The organism is Paenibacillus sp. NFR01 (assembly GCF_900111565.1).
In the GTDB taxonomy this organism is placed as follows: Bacteria; Bacillota; Bacilli; order Paenibacillales; family Paenibacillaceae; genus Paenibacillus_AQ.
The window spans coordinates 48,756-65,835 of the sequence record NZ_FOIK01000004.1 but is presented as its reverse complement, the minus strand read 5'-3'; the positions used below and the strand labels follow the sequence as shown (position 1 = coordinate 65,835).

The following is a 17,080-nucleotide window of genomic DNA, read 5'->3' as shown; positions in this document are numbered from 1 at the left end:
GTGGCTGCAGGCCTAGCTGCTGCTTAAGAACGGTGCCTGGTGCTGAGAGAGTTAGTTGGTTTTTTAGTTGGTTTTATTGTAGCTAGTGTTGCAGACGCGAGGCTGCTCTCTCAGCCAACGGTGCTAGCAACGCAAAAACAGCCTTCCCGAAGGAAGGCTGTTTGATGACGTCCCGGAAGGGATTCGAACCCCCGACCGTGCGCTTAGAAGGCGCATGCTCTATCCAACTGAGCTACCGGGACACGCAAGAAATCTGAAAAGCAAGCAAAAAATATGTTATCACATTGTTGATGATAATTCAACTTATTTTTTGAAATGAAAGAAGGGTATGCTATAATCTACAATTGACTCAGAACGGAGAGAAGGAGGTGCGCCTATCAATCAATTCAGTTCCCCCGATAAAGATAAAGACAACATCGTGCTGTTTCCGAAGACGCTGGATTATTACCAGATCCAGTTGACGGTCATGCTGGAAAGCGAACGCTACGGGGAAGCGATGGCGCTGCTGCGCTTTCTGCTCCAGGCCCAGGGCCAGGAGGAGCGCCACTACGAAGAATGGCGGTCATTGCTGGAATGGCTGGAGGCGGCGTTTCCGGAGGCGGCGCTCAACGCGGAGATAGAGCGAGACGCGGCGGAGGAGGAGCAAGCCCTCGAAGAGGACGATATGGCGCGGAGCCTGGTGCGCTCGAAGGTGCAGGAGGATGCGGACTATCCGGATAAGCTGCTGCGCAAAGTGATGGGCGAGCCGCTGTCGGAAAACACGGTACTCGCGCTCGAACAGCTATCCTATCTTGAAGGAAACGTAATCGACCGGAAGCTGATGAACTGGCTGGAAGAGGAGAACGTTCATCCGCTGCTGCAATTCCGCACGCTGCAGACATTGCGCCGCCGGGGAGCGCAGGGGATGATCCGGCTGAAGCGGGGGCTTGAGAATCCGCTGGTCGAGATCGAGAGCGTACCGCTGAAGAACGAGGATTTTCCCCAGCAGATCAATCTTGTCATGGAACGCGTGGCCGAGCAAGCCGAGGTGCATGAGCCGACGCTATATTATTTTGCCCAGGAGCTGTGGGGGCAGTTCATTATGGCGATGTACGGAGGAGCGGAATACCGCAAGCTGCTGGAGGGCGAAGACGATGTGCTCGACATCTGGGCGGGCGCGCTGCATCAGATGGTGTCGGAGAGCCTGAACGGAACCCGCCAGGAAGAAGAGACGCGGGCGATGTACGGGATCACGGACACGATGCGTTTCCGGTTTGAAGGGGCTTACCGCAGCCTGAGGACATTTGCAAATAGTTCTCTACTTGAAAAATAACGCGTTTCTGTATATAATATAATGGTTATTCTGTGCGTGGATATGTAGAATATTCTCAGTAAATATGCAACCTATTTTTTGGAGGGAAAAGTATATTATGAAAGCAACTTGGGAAAAAATAGAGAAGAACCTTGGCGTTCTTGAAGTCGAAGTCGAAGCAGAACGCGTAGCTGCCGCACTCGACAAAGCTTTTAATAAAGTGGTAAAGAAAGCCAACGTTCCTGGCTTCCGTAAAGGCAAAGTGCCGCGGGTGATTTTTGAATCCCGTTTCGGCGTAGAAAGCCTGTATCAAGACGCGATCGACATCTTGCTTCCTGAAGCTTACGGCGAAGCGGTTGAACAAACCGACATCTTCCCTGTAGACCGTCCTGAAGTGGACATCGAGCAATTCGCCAAAGGCCAAGCGTTTATTTTCAAAGCGAAAGTAACCGTTAAGCCTGAAGTGAAACTGGGCCAATACAAAGGTCTGGAAGTTCCGGTACAAAAGGCTGAAGTTACAGAGGACGAGCTGAACGCCGAACTGAAACGTCTGCAAGAGCGTCATGCTGAGCTGGCTGTTATTGAAGAAGAAGCAGCAGCAAACGGCGACATCGCTGTGATCGACTTCGAAGGATTCGTCGACGGCGAAGCATTCGAAGGCGGCAAAGGCGAACGTCATTCCTTGGAACTGGGCAGCAACTCCTTCATCCCAGGTTTCGAAGAGCAAGTTGTAGGCATGGCTACCGGCGACTTCAAGGATGTTGAAGTAACGTTCCCGGAAGCTTACCACGCAGAGAACCTGGCCGGCAAAGCCGCTGTATTCAAAGTGAAACTGCATGAAATCAAACGCAAGCAGCTTCCTGAACTGGACGACGAATTTGCTAAAGACGTGAGCGAATTCGACACGCTGGAAGAATACAAAGCCGACCTGAAGGCGCAACTGGAATCCCGCAAACAAAACGAGCTGAAAGGCCTTCGTGAAAATGCGGTTGTTGACCAAGCTGCTGCCAACGCCGAAGTTGAAATTCCGGAAGCGATGATCAACTCCGAAATTCAAAACATGGTTCGCGATTTCGACAACCGTCTTCGTCAACAAGGCATGAACATGGATATGTTCCTGAGCTTCTCCGGCCAAACCCGTGAAGACCTTGAAGGCCAAATGAAAGGCGACGCCGAAAAACGCGTTCGCAACAACTTGGTTCTTGAAGTCATCGCCAAGGAAGAGAACATCGAAGTTTCCGAAGAAGAAGTGAATGAAGAGCTGGCTTCCATGGCTGAAGCTTACAAACGCTCTGCTGAGGAAATCAAGAACATTCTCGCCGCCAACGGTTCGCTGGGCAGCCTGAAAGAAGAAATCACCCTGCGTAAGACCATTGATCTGCTTGTTGAAAGTAGCGTAGAAGTTGAAGCTCCTAAAGCTGAAGCTGCCGCTGAAGAAGCAAGCGCCGAGTAATTTCTGTTCACACAATTGAGAGCGGCCGGATATCCGGCCTCCATAACACGGATAAGGCACGTAAGTTGTTTGCGTGCCTTATTTTTTTAACTGAATTTTTAATTCCCGGGTCCCCGCAAAGGTTCTGAATTAGCCTCGAAGCTAAGGTTCGGCTTTGCGGGGACGTTTAGCGCCAAACGGTCCGGTAGCTTCAGCCGCGGCGGTTGGAAAACCGGAGCAAATTGCGCTATAATGGCAGGCACAGCACCGCAGAGTGAAAAAATGACATCGGGCCATGAACGTGTTAAAATATTTCTGAAGCGGCAAGACTAATCTGTATAGAGAAAAGAGGTTGGTGGCATGAGTCTGGTACCAATGGTTGTGGAAACCACAAGTCGGGGAGAACGCTCGTACGATATATACTCCAGATTGCTTAAGGATCGGATCATCTTCCTGAGCACTGCAATTGACGATGACGTCGCCAATCTGGTAATCGCCCAGTTGCTCTTTTTGGCAGCGGAAGATCCCGAGAAAGACATACACCTGTATATCAACTCGCCCGGTGGTTCTGTGACTGCGGGCATGGGTATATATGATACAATGCAATACATTAAACCGGATGTATCCACCATTTGCGTGGGGATGGCAGCGAGCATGGGCTCGCTTTTGCTGACTGCGGGAGCTCCCGGCAAACGGTTTGCCCTTGCCAACAGCGAAGTGATGATTCATCAGCCGCTCGGCGGCGTGCAAGGCCAGGCTTCGGACATCTGGATTCACACGGACTGGATTCTGAAGACGCGGGATAAACTCAACCAAATTTACGTTGAACGCACAGGTCAGCCCCTTGAAAAAATTGAACGGGATACGGACCGCGACAATTTCATGAGTGCGGAGGAAGCGAAAGAATACGGGCTTATTGACCAGGTGCTGAACGCACCGATCAAATCCTAAAGGGGTGGTAAGATGTTTAAGTTTAATGATGAAAAAGGGCAGCTGAAATGTTCTTTTTGCGGGAAATCGCAAGAACAGGTTCGCAAGCTTGTAGCGGGACCCGGCGTTTATATATGTGATGAATGCATCGAACTGTGCACGGAGATCGTGGAAGAGGAGCTCGGCCATGAGGAAGAGCTCGATCTGAAGGATATTCCGAAGCCGAAAGAAATCCGCGATATTCTCGACCAATATGTCATCGGCCAGGAGCAGGCGAAAAAATCGCTGTCCGTTGCCGTATATAATCACTACAAACGCGTCAACAGCCAAAGCAAGATTGAAGACGTGGAGCTGACGAAGAGCAACATTCTGTTGCTCGGGCCAACCGGCTCCGGTAAAACGCTTTTGGCGCAGACGATGGCGAAGATTCTGAACGTGCCGTTTGCGATTGCCGATGCGACATCCCTGACTGAAGCGGGATATGTCGGCGAAGATGTGGAGAACATCCTGCTGAAGCTTATTCAAGCTGCTGATTATGATGTGGAAAAAGCCGAGCGCGGCATTATCTATATTGATGAAATCGATAAAGTGGCACGTAAATCGGAGAACCCGTCGATTACCCGCGACGTATCCGGCGAAGGCGTGCAGCAAGCGCTGCTGAAGATTCTGGAAGGCACGGTTGCGTCCGTTCCGCCTCAAGGCGGCCGCAAGCATCCGCATCAGGAATTTATTCAAATCGATACGACCAACATTCTGTTTATCGTGGGCGGCGCCTTTGACGGGCTGGAGCAAATGATCAAACGCCGGATCGGTAAAAAGGTTATCGGCTTCAATTCTGCGGCTGAAGGCCAAAAAGATCTCAAAACCGGAGAGTATCTGTCCATGGTATTGCCGGAGGATCTGCTGAAGTTCGGGCTTATTCCGGAATTCGTCGGGCGTCTGCCGGTGATCTCGACACTCGAGCCGCTCGACGAAGCGACGCTGGTGCGTATTTTGTCCGAGCCGAAAAATGCATTGACGAAACAATACGTCAAGCTGCTTGAGATGGACAACGTGGCGCTGAAGTTCGAACCGAAGGCGCTTGAAGCGATCGCCAAAGAAGCGATCAAACGCAATACCGGCGCCCGCGGCCTGCGTGCCATCATCGAAAGCATTATGCTTGACGTGATGTACGAAGTGCCTTCGCGCGACGACATCAAGGATTGCGTCATTACCGAGAAAGTCGTTCAAGAGAAGGTTCTGCCGGAACTTGGGCTGAAGAAAGACAAGAAAAAAGAGGAGAGCGCCTAAGCGCTTGACCAAACAATAAAGATCACAGCCTCCACCTCCAGCTTCTCCTTGATATAAGGAGGCGTTCACGGGGTGGAGCTTTGATTGTTATGGGGGAGAAAACCATGTTCTTGAGACACCAGACCCGGCCCGTCAATGTCGGCGGAGTCATTATCGGGGGTAACAACGAGGTTGCTATTCAAAGCATGTGTACAACCAAAACCGCGGATGTGGAAGCGACCGTCGCTGAAATTTTGCGGCTGGAGGAAGCGGGCTGCCAGATTGTCCGTGTCACCGTGAACAATGAAGAAGCCGCCGCTGCGATCAAGGAGATCAAGAAACGGATTCATATTCCGCTTGTTGCGGACATCCATTTTAACTACAAGCTCGCCCTGCTGGCGATCGAGAACGGCATCGACAAGGTGCGGATCAATCCCGGCAACATCGGCCGCCGCGACAAGGTGGAAGCCGTTGTCAAGGCTTGCAAAGACAAAGGCATTCCGATCCGGATCGGCGTCAACGCCGGTTCACTCGAGAATCATCTGCTTGAAAAATACGGCTATCCTACCGCAGACGCTATGGTAGAAAGCGCATTGTTCCATATCGGCATTCTGGAAGAGCTCGACTTCCACGATATCATCGTGTCGCTCAAGGCTTCCGACGTGCCGATGGCTATCGAAGCCTACCGCAAAGCCGCGGAAGTGATTCCGTATCCGCTGCATCTGGGCATTACCGAATCCGGCACGCTGTTTGCCGGGACGGTGAAGAGCTCCGCCGGCATCGGCGCGCTTCTGGCCATGGGTATCGGCAGCACGGTACGTATCTCGCTGAGCGCTGATCCCGTAGAAGAAGTGAAAGTCGCCCGCGAGTTGCTGAAGACCTTCGGCCTGATCTCCAACGCGGCGACGCTGATCTCCTGCCCGACCTGCGGACGGCTGGACATCGACCTGTTCTCGATCGCCAACGAGGTGGAGGAGTACATCTCCAAACTGAAGGTGCCGATCAAGGTGTCGGTGCTGGGCTGCGCGGTGAACGGCCCGGGCGAAGCACGGGAAGCCGACATCGGCATCGCCGGCGCGCGCGGCGAAGGTTTGCTGTTCCGCTACGGCCAAATGATCCGCAAAGTGCCGGAAGCGGAGCTCGTTTCCGAGCTTAAGAAAGAAATCGATGCCATCGTCGTTGCTTATGAGGCGACTGGCGAAATCCCCGGCCGCAAGCATGCCGGACTGGCTCCGGCAACCTCTGCCGGCGGCTCCATTTAGCAGCCCTTATATTATTTATAGATCGACGAAGAACGTCCATCTGCTCCCGGATTCAGGGAGGGGATGGACGTTTTTATTCTTTTTCAGGAAGTTAATTTAAGGAGGAATAAAAAGATGGGCGTTGACCAACGCATAGAGGCGTTTGTGCAAGAGCATATCAAACGCCGTAAAGGCGAGCGCAGAGGGCGACTGGAACGCGGCAACCGGCATGCGGAGACGTTGTTTTTGCGGAATGTGTGGTGGCCGCTGCGCGGGGATTTTAACCAGCTTCATCCGGAGTATGAAGTGCTGGATTGGCGGGGACGTTCCTATTTCGCCGACTTTGCTTATTTACCCGGACCGTTTAAGCTGCTGATCGAGATTAAGGGTTACGGCGCGCATGTGAGCGATATGGACAGGCAGAAGTTCAGCAATGAGCTGAACCGGGAGACCTTTTTGTGCGCGATGGGGTATCAGATGATTTCTTTTTCTTACGATGATGTAGAGAGGCAACCGGAGCTATGCATGACCCTGCTGCGCATGGTACTTAGCCGTTATACGGGATCAGGTGCACCGAGTGGAAGAGGCCTGCTGGCCGAGAAGGAAATTATGCGTTTTGTGATCCTTCGGGCGGGGAACGTCCGGCCCAAGGATATCAGGACGCATTTTGAGTTGGATGCCAGGACTGTTAGAAAACTTCTTGGGTCTTTGCAGGATAAGGGCTGGATTGTTCCGGTGAAGCGCGGTGAAGGAAAGCGGATCGTTCAATATGAGGTGGCGCTTAATGTGCTGGACTATTGGGAGTAAGGGCGGGTTTGGCTTCTACTGAAGATGAGCGAGATTCAGGGCAGATTACCGCAGTGAGGATATTTGGGGGAATCGGTGGCGGGGAGCCTGGGCAAATACTTTTATCGGTGGCGGATTCCAGCGTCAAACTTACTTTCAGGCGTCAAACTTACAGCCCATAATGGATTAGTGGGTTTTGTTTGAGTTACTGGAATGATGGTCTAGGGCGGCGGTAAAGAATTAGTGGGAAAACATCCCACTATTTCAGTGAGAAAACAGGTTTTTCGCAAAATAGAGGGATAACATCCCACTAATTTCAGAAAAAGCAGGCATGTATGCGGTTTAACGCGAATTAGTGGGACATTTTCCCACTAATTGCGCTAGAGCCGGTTAGAGTCATATATAGTGGGACAAAATCCCACTATTTTACTCACACGGGCAGGCGCGAGTTGCCGGAGCCGCCGGAGCCTTATCCAACCGCTCTCGTATGCCCGTACGCTGCCCGTTCACCTAGCTATCTCCATGCTCGGTATACATGGCTTTCACTGTTCGCAAGCGCGTCTGCCGTGCGTACTTCTTTTACCCGGTTCATACTCTATATGCCCGTCGTCTGCCGGTTCCCTCCACAATTCCTCCCCTGCCGCGTTTACGAAATGTGGAAAAGGCTATACTACCTAGTAGTAGCTACAGGCGCAGGCGGTAGATTGAACGAAACAGGAGGATGACCTATGGGAGAATTGGGTGTATTGCTGATGCTGGTGCAGCTGTTTTTTGCGCTGGTGATCGGCGTTTATTTTTGGAATTTGCTGCGGGGACAAAAGAGCAACAAGACGGCGGTGGACCGCGAATCGCGGAAGGAGCTGGAGAAGCTGCGAAAAATGCGGATGATCTCCCTGACCAAGCCGCTTTCGGAGAAGACCCGGCCGGCATCCATCGGCGATATTGTCGGGCAAAAGGACGGGCTGCGCGCCCTGCGGGCAGCGCTGTGCAGCGCCAATCCGCAGCATGTCATCATTTATGGGCCGCCAGGCGTCGGCAAAACGGCGGCGGCCCGCGTTGTGATGGAGGAAGCGAAAAAGAATCCGCTGTCCCCCTTCAAAAGCGATGCCAAGTTTACGGAAATCGATGCCACGACGGCGCGCTTCGATGAAAGGGGCATTGCCGACCCGCTGATCGGCTCGGTGCATGACCCGATCTATCAAGGGGCCGGGGCGATGGGAATTGCCGGCGTGCCGCAACCGAAGCAAGGTGCGGTGACGAAGGCACATGGCGGCATTTTGTTCCTCGACGAAATCGGGGAGCTGCACCCGATTCAAATGAATAAGCTGCTGAAGGTGCTCGAGGACCGCAAGGTGCTGCTGGAGAGCGCCTATTATAATTCCGAGGACAGTAACACGCCGGCGTATATCCACGATATTTTTCAAAACGGGCTGCCGGCCGATTTCCGACTGGTCGGCGCGACCACGCGCTCGCCGGATGAGATTTCGCCGGCGCTGCGCTCGCGCTGCATGGAGATCTATTTCCGGCCGCTGCTGCCGGAGGAGATCGCTGTGATCGCGCGCGATGCGATTGCGAAGATCGGGCTGAAACCCAGCCCGGACGCGGTAAACGTCGTGAAGCAATATGCGACCAACGGCCGCGAAGCGGTCAACATGATCCAGCTTGCCGCTGGATTGGCGTTAACGGAAAGCCGCGATACTTTAAATGCGGCAGACGTGGAGTGGGTGGCCGGCAGCAGCCAACTGCCGCTGCGGACCGAGCGCAAGGTACCGACGGCGCCGCAGATCGGCCTGGTGAACGGGCTGGCGGTCTACGGCCCCGGGATGGGGACGCTGCTGGAGATCGAGGTCTCCGCAGCCCCGGCTTCGGGCGGTCAAGGCCGGCTGCATATCACCGGCGTAGTGGATGAAGAAGAGATCGGCGGCGGCTCCCGTACGATCCGCCGCAAGAGCATGGCCAGGGGCTCGGTGGAGAACGTGCTGACCGTGCTGCGCACCATGAACCTCGAGCCGGATCATTATGATCTGCATGTTAACTTCCCCGGCGGCACGCCGATCGACGGCCCGTCGGCCGGGGTAGCCATGGCAGTGGCCATCGTCTCGGCGATTCGCCGCCTGCCGGTGGACAACACAGTGGCAATCACCGGCGAGATCGGCATTCACGGAAGGGTGAAGCCGGTCGGTGGCGTTGTAGCCAAGGTGGAAGCGGCCTTCCAGGCCGGCGCAACGACCGTGCTTATCCCGAAGGATAACTGGCAAACGCTCTTCGCCGGACTGGAGCCGCTTCGGGTCATTCCCGTGGAAACGGTGGACGAAGTATTCCGCCACCTCTTCGGTGCGGACACCGCCGACGTCCGCCTGCCCGCCGTGTCGGGGGAGACATTTGCTGCTGCCCCGTCATTGTTCAAGGCGGATGCATCCGCGGAAAATACGCAAGGCTAATCCACCGGGCGGTGGATATATCTATCGAAAGCGGCGGATTTCCGCCGCTTTTTTTTACTTCGGAAACTGTGAATTTCCGGGAATGCTTCGATCGCTAGGTCCAGACTCAAAACGAAAGTCCGCTCAGACGGGCTTTTCGATTCAGCAAATTGCGTTCCTGCTCATGGAGGCAGTTGGTGTTTTCACCCCGCATTTGTTAGAATGAATGCAGAACTCACTATTTTAAGAACCACGGGAGGTGCGAAAGCGATGATACCCAGCAAAACCAAAGGTCGTCGTTTTCCTTTATTGCCGCTAAGAGGTCTTCTTGTCTATCCCAGCATGGTTCTTCATTTGGACGTGGGACGGGAGAGATCCGTTCGTGCACTGGAAAAAGCAATGGTTGAAGATAACTTGATACTCCTGTGCTCCCAGTCGGAGGTCGATATAGAAGAGCCGAGTCAGGAAGATATTTTTCGGATCGGCACGGTGGCGAATGTCAGACAAATGCTGAAGCTCCCCAACGGTACGATTCGCGTGCTGGTTGAAGGACTGGAGCGGGCGGAAATCATTAACTACACGGATAATGAGGACTACTACGAGGTTGTGGCCCGGGAGCTGCCGGAGCATGTGGATGCCGACCAGGAGAGCGATGCGCTGATGCGCACGGTGCTTAGCCAGTTCGAGCATTATATCACCTTATCCAAAAAGGTCACGCCCGAGACGCTTGCCGCCGTATCCGATATTGAAGAACCCGGCCGCCTGGCGGATGTCATTACGAGCCATTTGTCGCTGAAGATCAAGGATAAGCAGGAGATTCTCGAGACGATCGATGTCAACAAGCGGCTGGAGCGGCTGCTTGATATTCTCAACAACGAGCGCGAAGTGCTGGAGCTCGAACGCAAGATCAACCAGCGCGTGAAGAAGCAGATGGAGAAGACGCAGAAGGAATATTATCTGCGTGAGCAGATGAAGGCAATCCAGAAGGAGCTTGGCGATAAAGAAGGCCGGGCGGGAGAAGCCGAGGAGCTGCGCGCGCAGATGCTGGAGAAGAATCTGCCGGAGAAGGTGCAGGAGAAGATCGAGAAAGAGATCGACCGCCTGGAGAAAATGCCTTCGAGCTCCGCGGAGGGCGGCGTCATCCGCAACTATGTCGATATGCTGCTGAGCCTGCCTTGGAGCGAATCGACCGAAGATGATCTGGATATCGCCAAAGCCGAAAAGGTGCTGGATTCGGACCACTATGGTCTCGAGAAACCGAAGGAACGCGTGCTGGAATATTTGGCCGTGCAGCAGCTTGTCAAAAAGCTGAAGGGCCCGATCCTCTGTCTCGTCGGCCCTCCTGGCGTCGGCAAAACCTCTCTGGCCCGCTCCATCGCCCGTTCCCTGAACCGTAAATTCGTGCGGATTTCGCTCGGCGGCGTGCGTGACGAAGCGGAGATCCGCGGACACCGGCGCACCTATGTCGGCGCCATGCCGGGCCGGATTATCCAGGGCATGAAGACGGCCGGGACGCTGAATCCGGTATTCCTGCTGGACGAGATCGACAAAATGGCGGCCGATTTCCGCGGAGACCCTGCGGCGGCGCTGCTTGAAGTGCTCGATCCGGAGCAGAACAATACGTTCAGCGACCATTTTGTGGAGCTGCCGTTCGACTTGTCGAACGTCATGTTCGTGACCACTGCCAATACGGTGCACAATATTCCGCGGCCGCTGCTCGACCGGATGGAGATGCTCTTTATTCCGGGTTATACGGAGCTGGAGAAGCTGGAGATCGCTGCGCGTTATTTGCTGCCGAAGCAGCTGGAGAACCACGGGCTGGAGGAAGATAAACTCGTCATCGGCAACGACACCTTGCTGCGGATCGTCCGCGAATATACCCGGGAATCCGGCGTGCGGAACCTGGAGCAGCAGATTGCGGCGCTGTGCCGGAAGGCCGCCAAGCAGATCGTGGCCGGGGAGAAGCAGCAGGTGACCATTTTGCCGGATGAGGTCAAGGACTACCTCGGCGTGGCGAAATACCGCTACGGCGTAGCGGAGCTGGAAGATCAGATCGGCACCGTAACCGGGTTGGCCTGGACCGAGGTCGGCGGCGACACGCTGCTGATCGAAGTGACGGTTGTTCCAGGCAGCGGCAAGCTGATCTTGACCGGTCAACTCGGCGATGTCATGAAGGAATCGGCGCAGGCCGCGTTCAGCTATACCCGCTCCAAGGCGGAGGAACTGGGGCTGCAGCCTGATTTTTATGAGAAAAACGATATCCATATCCATATTCCCGAAGGCGCGATTCCGAAGGATGGCCCTTCAGCCGGGATTACGATTGCCACGGCGCTGATTTCGGCGTTGACCAAACGGTACGTGTCCAAGGATGTGGCCATGACCGGTGAAATTACGCTGCGCGGACGGGTGCTGCCGATCGGCGGCCTGAAGGAGAAATCGCTTGCCGCCCACCGGGCCGGGTACAAAAAAATCCTGCTGCCGAAGGACAATGAACGTGATCTGAAGGATATTCCGGACAGCGTCCGCAGCGATGTGGAATTTGTGCCGGTATCGCATATGGATCAAGTGCTCCAGCATGCGCTGGTCGAGCATCATGCGGGCGGCGATATGTCTGCAAGCCTGCATTAACGCGTATATTAGAAAGGAAATATTATGAACGTTACGAAAGCGGAATTTATCATCAGTGCCGTCGGCCCTGATCAATATCCTGCGGACGCCTTGCCGGAGATTGCTCTGGCAGGGCGCTCGAATGTCGGCAAATCATCCCTGATCAACCGGATGATCAACCGCAAAAATCTGGCCCGTACCAGCTCTACCCCGGGCAAGACGCAGCACATGAACTATTACCTGATCAACGAACAGTTGTATCTGGTCGATTTTCCCGGTTACGGGTACGCCAAGGTGTCCAAGACGCAGCGCGCAGCCTGGGGGAAGATGGTCGAGAGATATTTGGCCGAACGCGAGACGTTGAAGCTGATCCTGCTGGTCGTCGATTTGCGCCATCCGCCTACGGCGGACGACAAAATGATGTTCGACTGGATCAAGCATTACGACCTGCCGCTCTGCGTGGTCGCAACCAAGGCGGATAAAATTCCGAAATCGCGTTGGCCGAAGCATATCAAGCAGATGAAGCAGGAACTGGGCGTGCTGCCGGGCGATTCGTTTATCGCTTTTTCTTCCGAGATAGGACTCGGCAAGGAGGAGCTGTGGGGCCTAATCGAGAGCTGCAGCACACCGGAGGCCGAAGAGGATGTTTCCGGGGAGACGGTGGAAGCGCAGGATGACTTGACGGCGCAATAACCAATCAAGGCGGACGGCGCGAACCATACCATGAATGGGGGGATCGTTATGGCACAGCGAATCGCTACGGAATATGAGAACGCGGTGATCCTGATGACCGAGTTCCAGATGACGCAGTATCTGCATAAGGGGGGCGCTGGCCGGATTACGACCCGCATCAAGGTTCTGGGCGGCGGCGAGCAGGAACTCGTGCTGACAGACAGCGGCGGCGAAGAGGTTCATGTGGCCGTCGAACGCCAGGGCATGCTGTACCGCTGCTCGCTGAACTGCCGGATCGTCAGTCCGCATTTGAACAATGCCGTCCGCAAGCTTTTTGTCACCTATAAAGGTACGGGGACGGTCAATCGGATCTACAGAGGATTCACCATGAAATACGACTATGAAAAAGGTTCCGTGCGCCGCATCTCTGAATGGACGCCGGGGGGCAGCAAACTCGTATACGAGCATAAGCAGACTCCGGCCGAACTTACGGCGCTATACCGACAAAATACGGTGGAGCTGGAGATCAAGCGGACCCGAAGCGAAGTGGATACGCTTCTGGACTTGCGGAACGCTGCGGATGATGGGGCTGAGTGCGCAATCATCGATGAGCGGCTGAAATCGCTGGCGGAGCGTCTGTTTCAGCTGGAAGGCTGAGCATTTACCCCCACCACCCAGACCTCCGGTAAATTCCGGAACTGCTCGGCATAGTCAAGCCCATACCCGACGACAAATTCGTCGGGTATTTCTATGCCGCAATAGTCGATCGGGACGTCGACGAGACGGCGGGAGGGCTTGCTGAGGATCGTACAGATGCGGACGCTGGCGGCCTCGCGGAGGGCGAAGAGCTGCTTTAGGTGCTGCAGGGTTAGGCCGGTGTCAATCAGGTCTTCGACGAGCAGCACATGCTTGCTGCGGATGTCGGTGTGGATGTCCTGCTTGATCGTCACGACGCCCGAGGTGGTGGAGCCGGTGCCGTAGCTGGAGACGGCCATAAAGTCGATGCCAACGGGAAACGTGATTTCCCGCATCAGGTCGGCCATAAAGACGGCCGCTCCCTTAAGGATGCCGACGAGCACCAGCTCCTTGCCTTCGTAATCGCGCGAGATTTCCGCGCCGAGTTCCTGTACCCGTTTCGCGAGTTCAGACTGGCTGACCAACACCTTTTTCAGCTCTGTCATTGTGGACTTCCCTCCGTATAAATTGTTGAAGTTCAGATGGCTGCAATGGCTTCAGCCTTTGCCTTCTTTTTCTTTCAGGACGACATCATGCGCACCGCCTTCGAAGATGGTGGTAGAAGAGACCAGCGTAATCTTCGCTTTCTGCTGAAGCTCGGGGATGGAGAGCGAGCCGCAGTTGCACATGGTGGATTTGATTTTATTGATGGTCAGATCGAGGTTGTCTTTCAGGCTTCCGGCGTACGGGATGAAGGAGTCGACACCTTCTTCGAATTCAAGCTTGGATTTGCCGGCGGCTCCGAAGTCGTAGCGCTGCCAGTTGCGGGCCCGGCTGGAGCCTTCGCCCCAATACTCCTTGACGAAGTTGCCGCCGACGAGCAGTTTGCGGCCGGGGCTTTCATCGAAACGGGCAAAGTAACGACCGAGCATGACAAAGTCCGCGCCCATCGCCAAAGCAAGCACCATATGGTAATCGTGGACGATGCCGCCGTCCGAGCAGATCGGCACGTAAACTCCGGTTTGTTCATAATATTCCTGGCGGGCGGCGGCGACATCGATCACAGCGGAGGCCTGCCCGCGTCCGATGCCTTTTTGTTCGCGGGTGATGCAGATGGAGCCTCCGCCGATACCGACTTTAATGAAGTCCGCGCCGGCTTCTACGAGATAAAGAAACCCGTCCTTGTCTACGACGTTCCCCGCCCCTACCTTTACTTGTTCCCCAAACGTTTCCTTAATATAGCGGATCGTTTCCGCCTGCCATTCCGAGAACCCATCCGAAGAGTCGATACACAGGATATCCGCCCCGGCGTCAATCAGCGCCGGTACCCGTTCTTTATAATCCCGGGAGTTAATTCCCGCGCCGACGATCAGCTGTTTGTTGTTGTCGTGCAGCTCCAGCGGGTATTCCTGCTGGCTGTCGTAATCTTTGCGGAACACGAGATACAGCAGCTGGCCTTCGCTGTTTACGACCGGCAGGCAGTTGAGCTTGTGGTCCCAGATCATATCGTTGGCTTCGGTGAGGGTGATGCCTTCCCGGGCGTAGATTAACGAGGCGAGAGGTGTCATGAATTCGGTAATCGGGCAGGTTCGGGGGACGCGGCTCTCGCGGTAATCCCGGCTGGTGACGATGCCCATCAGCTTGCCGGTCGGTTCGCCGTTGTCGGTGATGGCAATGGTGGAGTGGCCGGTGCGGTCGATCAGATCGAGCACATCCTGCAGCGTATCTTCCGGACGCAGGTTGGAGTCGCTGACGACAAAGCCGGCTTTGAATTTTTTGACCCGGCGGACCATTTCCGTCTGCTGTTCGATGGATTGCGAGCCATAGATGAAGGAAATGCCGCCGCTTTTGGCCAAAGCAATCGCCAGATTATGATCCGAGACGGCCTGCATGATCGCCGAGGTCACCGGAAGGTTCATCGACAGCGCCGGCGTTTCGCCCTTGCGGTATTTGGTAACCGGCGTGCGCAGATCGACATTGTCCGGAATGCACGCTTTGGTCGTTAAATTCGGAACGAGCAGAAATTCGCTGAACGTCCGGGAAGGCTGTTCGTAGTAAAAGGCCATTTCGTTCACTCCTCTTTTATGCTTTGCACATTCTATACTTTGCTCAACACGCGTACCGGAACTCCGATATCGGTCTCCAGCACTTTGTAATGTTCGCCTTTGGCCAGAATCGCCTGCACGCCGACCAGTTCGACGTTCATTTCCTTGAATTGATTGGCGATGCCGCGGATGGTGGCGCCGGAGCTGATCACGTCATCCAGCAGGAGCACACGGTCCCCGGCCCGGAAGCCGTCGAAATAAATATAGTTTTCATTATAGGCGGTCTCGCGCTTGATGCAAATTTCGTAGTTGTCATACAGCTCGGTACTGAGCCGCAGAATGTTCATCGGTTTCATCAGTTTATAGGCTGCCAGCATGCCCCAGGTATGTCCGCCCGGCTCCGGGGATACAAGGTAGTCGAAGGCGGGAAAATGCTCGAGAATGCTGTCGGCCAGATTACCGGTGATTTCGAAGATCAGCTCGGGCGCGATGTACGTGCCGCGTTCTCCAAAGGGATAAAGCTTGAATTCATAAGCGGTGTCTTTGGTTTTGTAGATTTTGACGCTTTTCGCGCCGGTAATCGATTCGGTCAGTCGTGCGTAGGATGCGCCCATGGTGTTGCTCACTCCTTTTTTTATAAAATAGCAAAAACCCCAGGCCAAGAGACATGGAAGAAAACGTCGATAGGAGCGGAGAAGCCCGAAAGAAGGAGTCTCGGCAACAGCACAACGGTTCTGGTACCATGTCTCTTGTAGCCTGGGGCAATTTACGGTTGCCTGTAGATACGCCCAATCCGGATTATCGGGCTTATACAAGAGTATTGTGATTTTTATGTTAGATAAAATAACTTAACTTCATTTTTTATATGCTATCATTGGCAGTTTGGTGTGTCAATCCGCATTTTAATGTTAAGTTAGATTACATATATTGAACCTACGCTCCAAGAATGGTACTTTCAAGAGAACGGATGAAGAACATTATTGAGGCTGGGGAGGCTGAAGTGGTGAATTGGATCGGGGAAGAGGATTGGTTGAAGATTCAACGGTGGATTCCGATCGTATGCGTTGATATTTTGCCGATTATCGCGTCTGACCAGCATGAGGTGCAAAAAGCAGGGTTGATTTTACGCAAGACGCCTCATGAAGGGGAGAAATGGTGCACGGTAGGGGGCAGGTTATTTTACGGAGAGCCAATCCGCCAGGGGGTATTGCGCCAATTATCCGAAACGCTGGGCGAAGAGATTCAGGTAAATGAGCTTGGAAGCCAGCCACTATACGTAGCGCAGTACGCTCCTTCGCTTGAGGTTCAGGAAGGATTCGATGCCATTGATCCACGGAAGCATGCGATCGGTCTTACCTACAGTGTGGAACTGACTGGAGAAATTTCGCCGCAGAACGAAGCGCTGGATTTCCGCTATTTTACGGTTCAGGAGCTGGTAGATAAACAAGACATCGGGTTTGAGCAGAAGGCGGTAATTTTGGCTTGCTTAGAGAGGCTTAACGTGAATTGGGGAACAAAGTCCCATCATAAATATTTTTAAATAAACCATCCTAACGTATAGCGCTTTCTGGAATTTTATTTATAATAATTATTATCTGTATGTCATAAAAGTTTCAAAGCTTGGGCCAAATGACTTCATTCATTGTGATATACTTAACACAGCGATTTTAATTGATGTGAATTGGTACAATTGTGACTGCTTTAGCTGTAAC

The 17,080-nt window shown here is 54.0% G+C and carries 14 protein-coding genes, 1 tRNA gene and 1 riboswitch; of the genes, 11 read left to right on the top strand and 4 right to left on the bottom strand.

Annotated elements, in window-relative coordinates; translation table 11 throughout:
- Window positions 1-168: 168 nt before the first annotated feature.
- Window positions 169-242: transfer RNA gene (locus BMW84_RS17555), tRNA-Arg, on the bottom strand.
- A gap of 224 nt (window positions 243-466) precedes the next feature.
- Between BMW84_RS17555 and BMW84_RS17550 the strand changes: the two genes are divergently transcribed.
- The 10 genes from BMW84_RS17550 to BMW84_RS17505 all read left to right on the top strand — a co-directional run bounded on the left by BMW84_RS17550 (window position 467) and on the right by BMW84_RS17505 (window position 13,305).
- Window positions 467-1,312: a hypothetical protein gene (locus tag BMW84_RS17550; RefSeq protein WP_091071154.1), complete on the top strand. Its 846-nt coding sequence runs from the start codon at window positions 467-469 to the stop codon at window positions 1,310-1,312.
- Between the two features lie 97 nt (window positions 1,313-1,409).
- Window positions 1,410-2,744, top strand: a complete 1,335-nt coding sequence (gene tig / locus BMW84_RS17545; protein ID WP_091070668.1) for a trigger factor — start codon at window positions 1,410-1,412, stop codon at window positions 2,742-2,744.
- Window positions 2,745-3,083: 339 nt separating this feature from the next.
- Entirely contained in the window at window positions 3,084-3,674 is a 591-nt protein-coding gene (gene clpP, locus BMW84_RS17540; protein ID WP_091070666.1) for an ATP-dependent Clp endopeptidase proteolytic subunit ClpP, read from the top strand.
- Between the two features lie 12 nt (window positions 3,675-3,686).
- Window positions 3,687-4,943, top strand: a complete 1,257-nt coding sequence (gene clpX, locus BMW84_RS17535) for an ATP-dependent protease ATP-binding subunit ClpX (RefSeq protein ID WP_091070665.1) — start codon at window positions 3,687-3,689, stop codon at window positions 4,941-4,943.
- Between the two features lie 104 nt (window positions 4,944-5,047).
- A complete protein-coding gene (gene ispG, locus BMW84_RS17530; RefSeq protein WP_091071153.1) occupies window positions 5,048-6,184 on the top strand; it encodes a flavodoxin-dependent (E)-4-hydroxy-3-methylbut-2-enyl-diphosphate synthase in 1,137 nt (378 codons plus the stop codon).
- A gap of 114 nt (window positions 6,185-6,298) precedes the next feature.
- Window positions 6,299-6,970, top strand: coding sequence for a MarR family transcriptional regulator (locus BMW84_RS17525; RefSeq protein ID WP_091070663.1), 672 nt, complete (start codon window positions 6,299-6,301; stop codon window positions 6,968-6,970).
- 707 nt (window positions 6,971-7,677) lie between these two features.
- A complete protein-coding gene (gene lonB, locus BMW84_RS17520; RefSeq protein WP_091070662.1) occupies window positions 7,678-9,390 on the top strand; it encodes an ATP-dependent protease LonB in 1,713 nt (570 codons plus the stop codon).
- Between the two features lie 249 nt (window positions 9,391-9,639).
- Entirely contained in the window at window positions 9,640-11,997 is a 2,358-nt protein-coding gene (gene lon / locus BMW84_RS17515) for an endopeptidase La (protein ID WP_091070660.1), read from the top strand.
- 24 nt (window positions 11,998-12,021) lie between these two features.
- The gene (gene yihA, locus BMW84_RS17510) at window positions 12,022-12,669 is read left to right on the top strand and encodes a ribosome biogenesis GTP-binding protein YihA/YsxC (RefSeq protein ID WP_091070658.1); all 648 of its coding nucleotides are present in this window, start codon (window positions 12,022-12,024) and stop codon (window positions 12,667-12,669) included.
- A 48-nt stretch (window positions 12,670-12,717) separates the two neighbouring features.
- Window positions 12,718-13,305, top strand: coding sequence for a non-ribosomal peptide synthetase module (locus tag BMW84_RS17505; protein ID WP_091070657.1), 588 nt, complete (start codon window positions 12,718-12,720; stop codon window positions 13,303-13,305).
- On the opposite strand, the gene hpt is transcribed toward BMW84_RS17505, so the two are convergent.
- The 3 genes from hpt to BMW84_RS17490 are packed head-to-tail and all read right to left on the bottom strand — an operon-like array spanning window position 13,290 to window position 15,982.
- Window positions 13,290-13,829: a hypoxanthine phosphoribosyltransferase gene (hpt, locus tag BMW84_RS17500; RefSeq protein ID WP_091070655.1), complete on the bottom strand. Its 540-nt coding sequence runs from the start codon at window positions 13,827-13,829 to the stop codon at window positions 13,290-13,292. The genes BMW84_RS17505 and hpt overlap by 16 nt on opposite strands.
- A gap of 51 nt (window positions 13,830-13,880) precedes the next feature.
- Window positions 13,881-15,389: an IMP dehydrogenase gene (locus BMW84_RS17495; RefSeq protein WP_091070653.1), complete on the bottom strand. Its 1,509-nt coding sequence runs from the start codon at window positions 15,387-15,389 to the stop codon at window positions 13,881-13,883.
- 32 nt (window positions 15,390-15,421) lie between these two features.
- Window positions 15,422-15,982 (bottom strand): phosphoribosyltransferase, encoded by a 561-nt coding sequence (locus BMW84_RS17490; RefSeq protein WP_091070652.1) that lies wholly within the window; start codon window positions 15,980-15,982, stop codon window positions 15,422-15,424.
- Between the two features lie 118 nt (window positions 15,983-16,100).
- Window positions 16,101-16,203, bottom strand: a riboswitch (purine riboswitch).
- Window positions 16,204-16,371: 168 nt separating this feature from the next.
- On the opposite strand from BMW84_RS17490, the gene BMW84_RS17485 reads away from it, so the two are divergent.
- A complete protein-coding gene (locus tag BMW84_RS17485; RefSeq protein WP_175498870.1) occupies window positions 16,372-16,908 on the top strand; it encodes a DUF4916 domain-containing protein in 537 nt (178 codons plus the stop codon).
- Window positions 16,909-17,080: the final 172 nt, after the last annotated feature.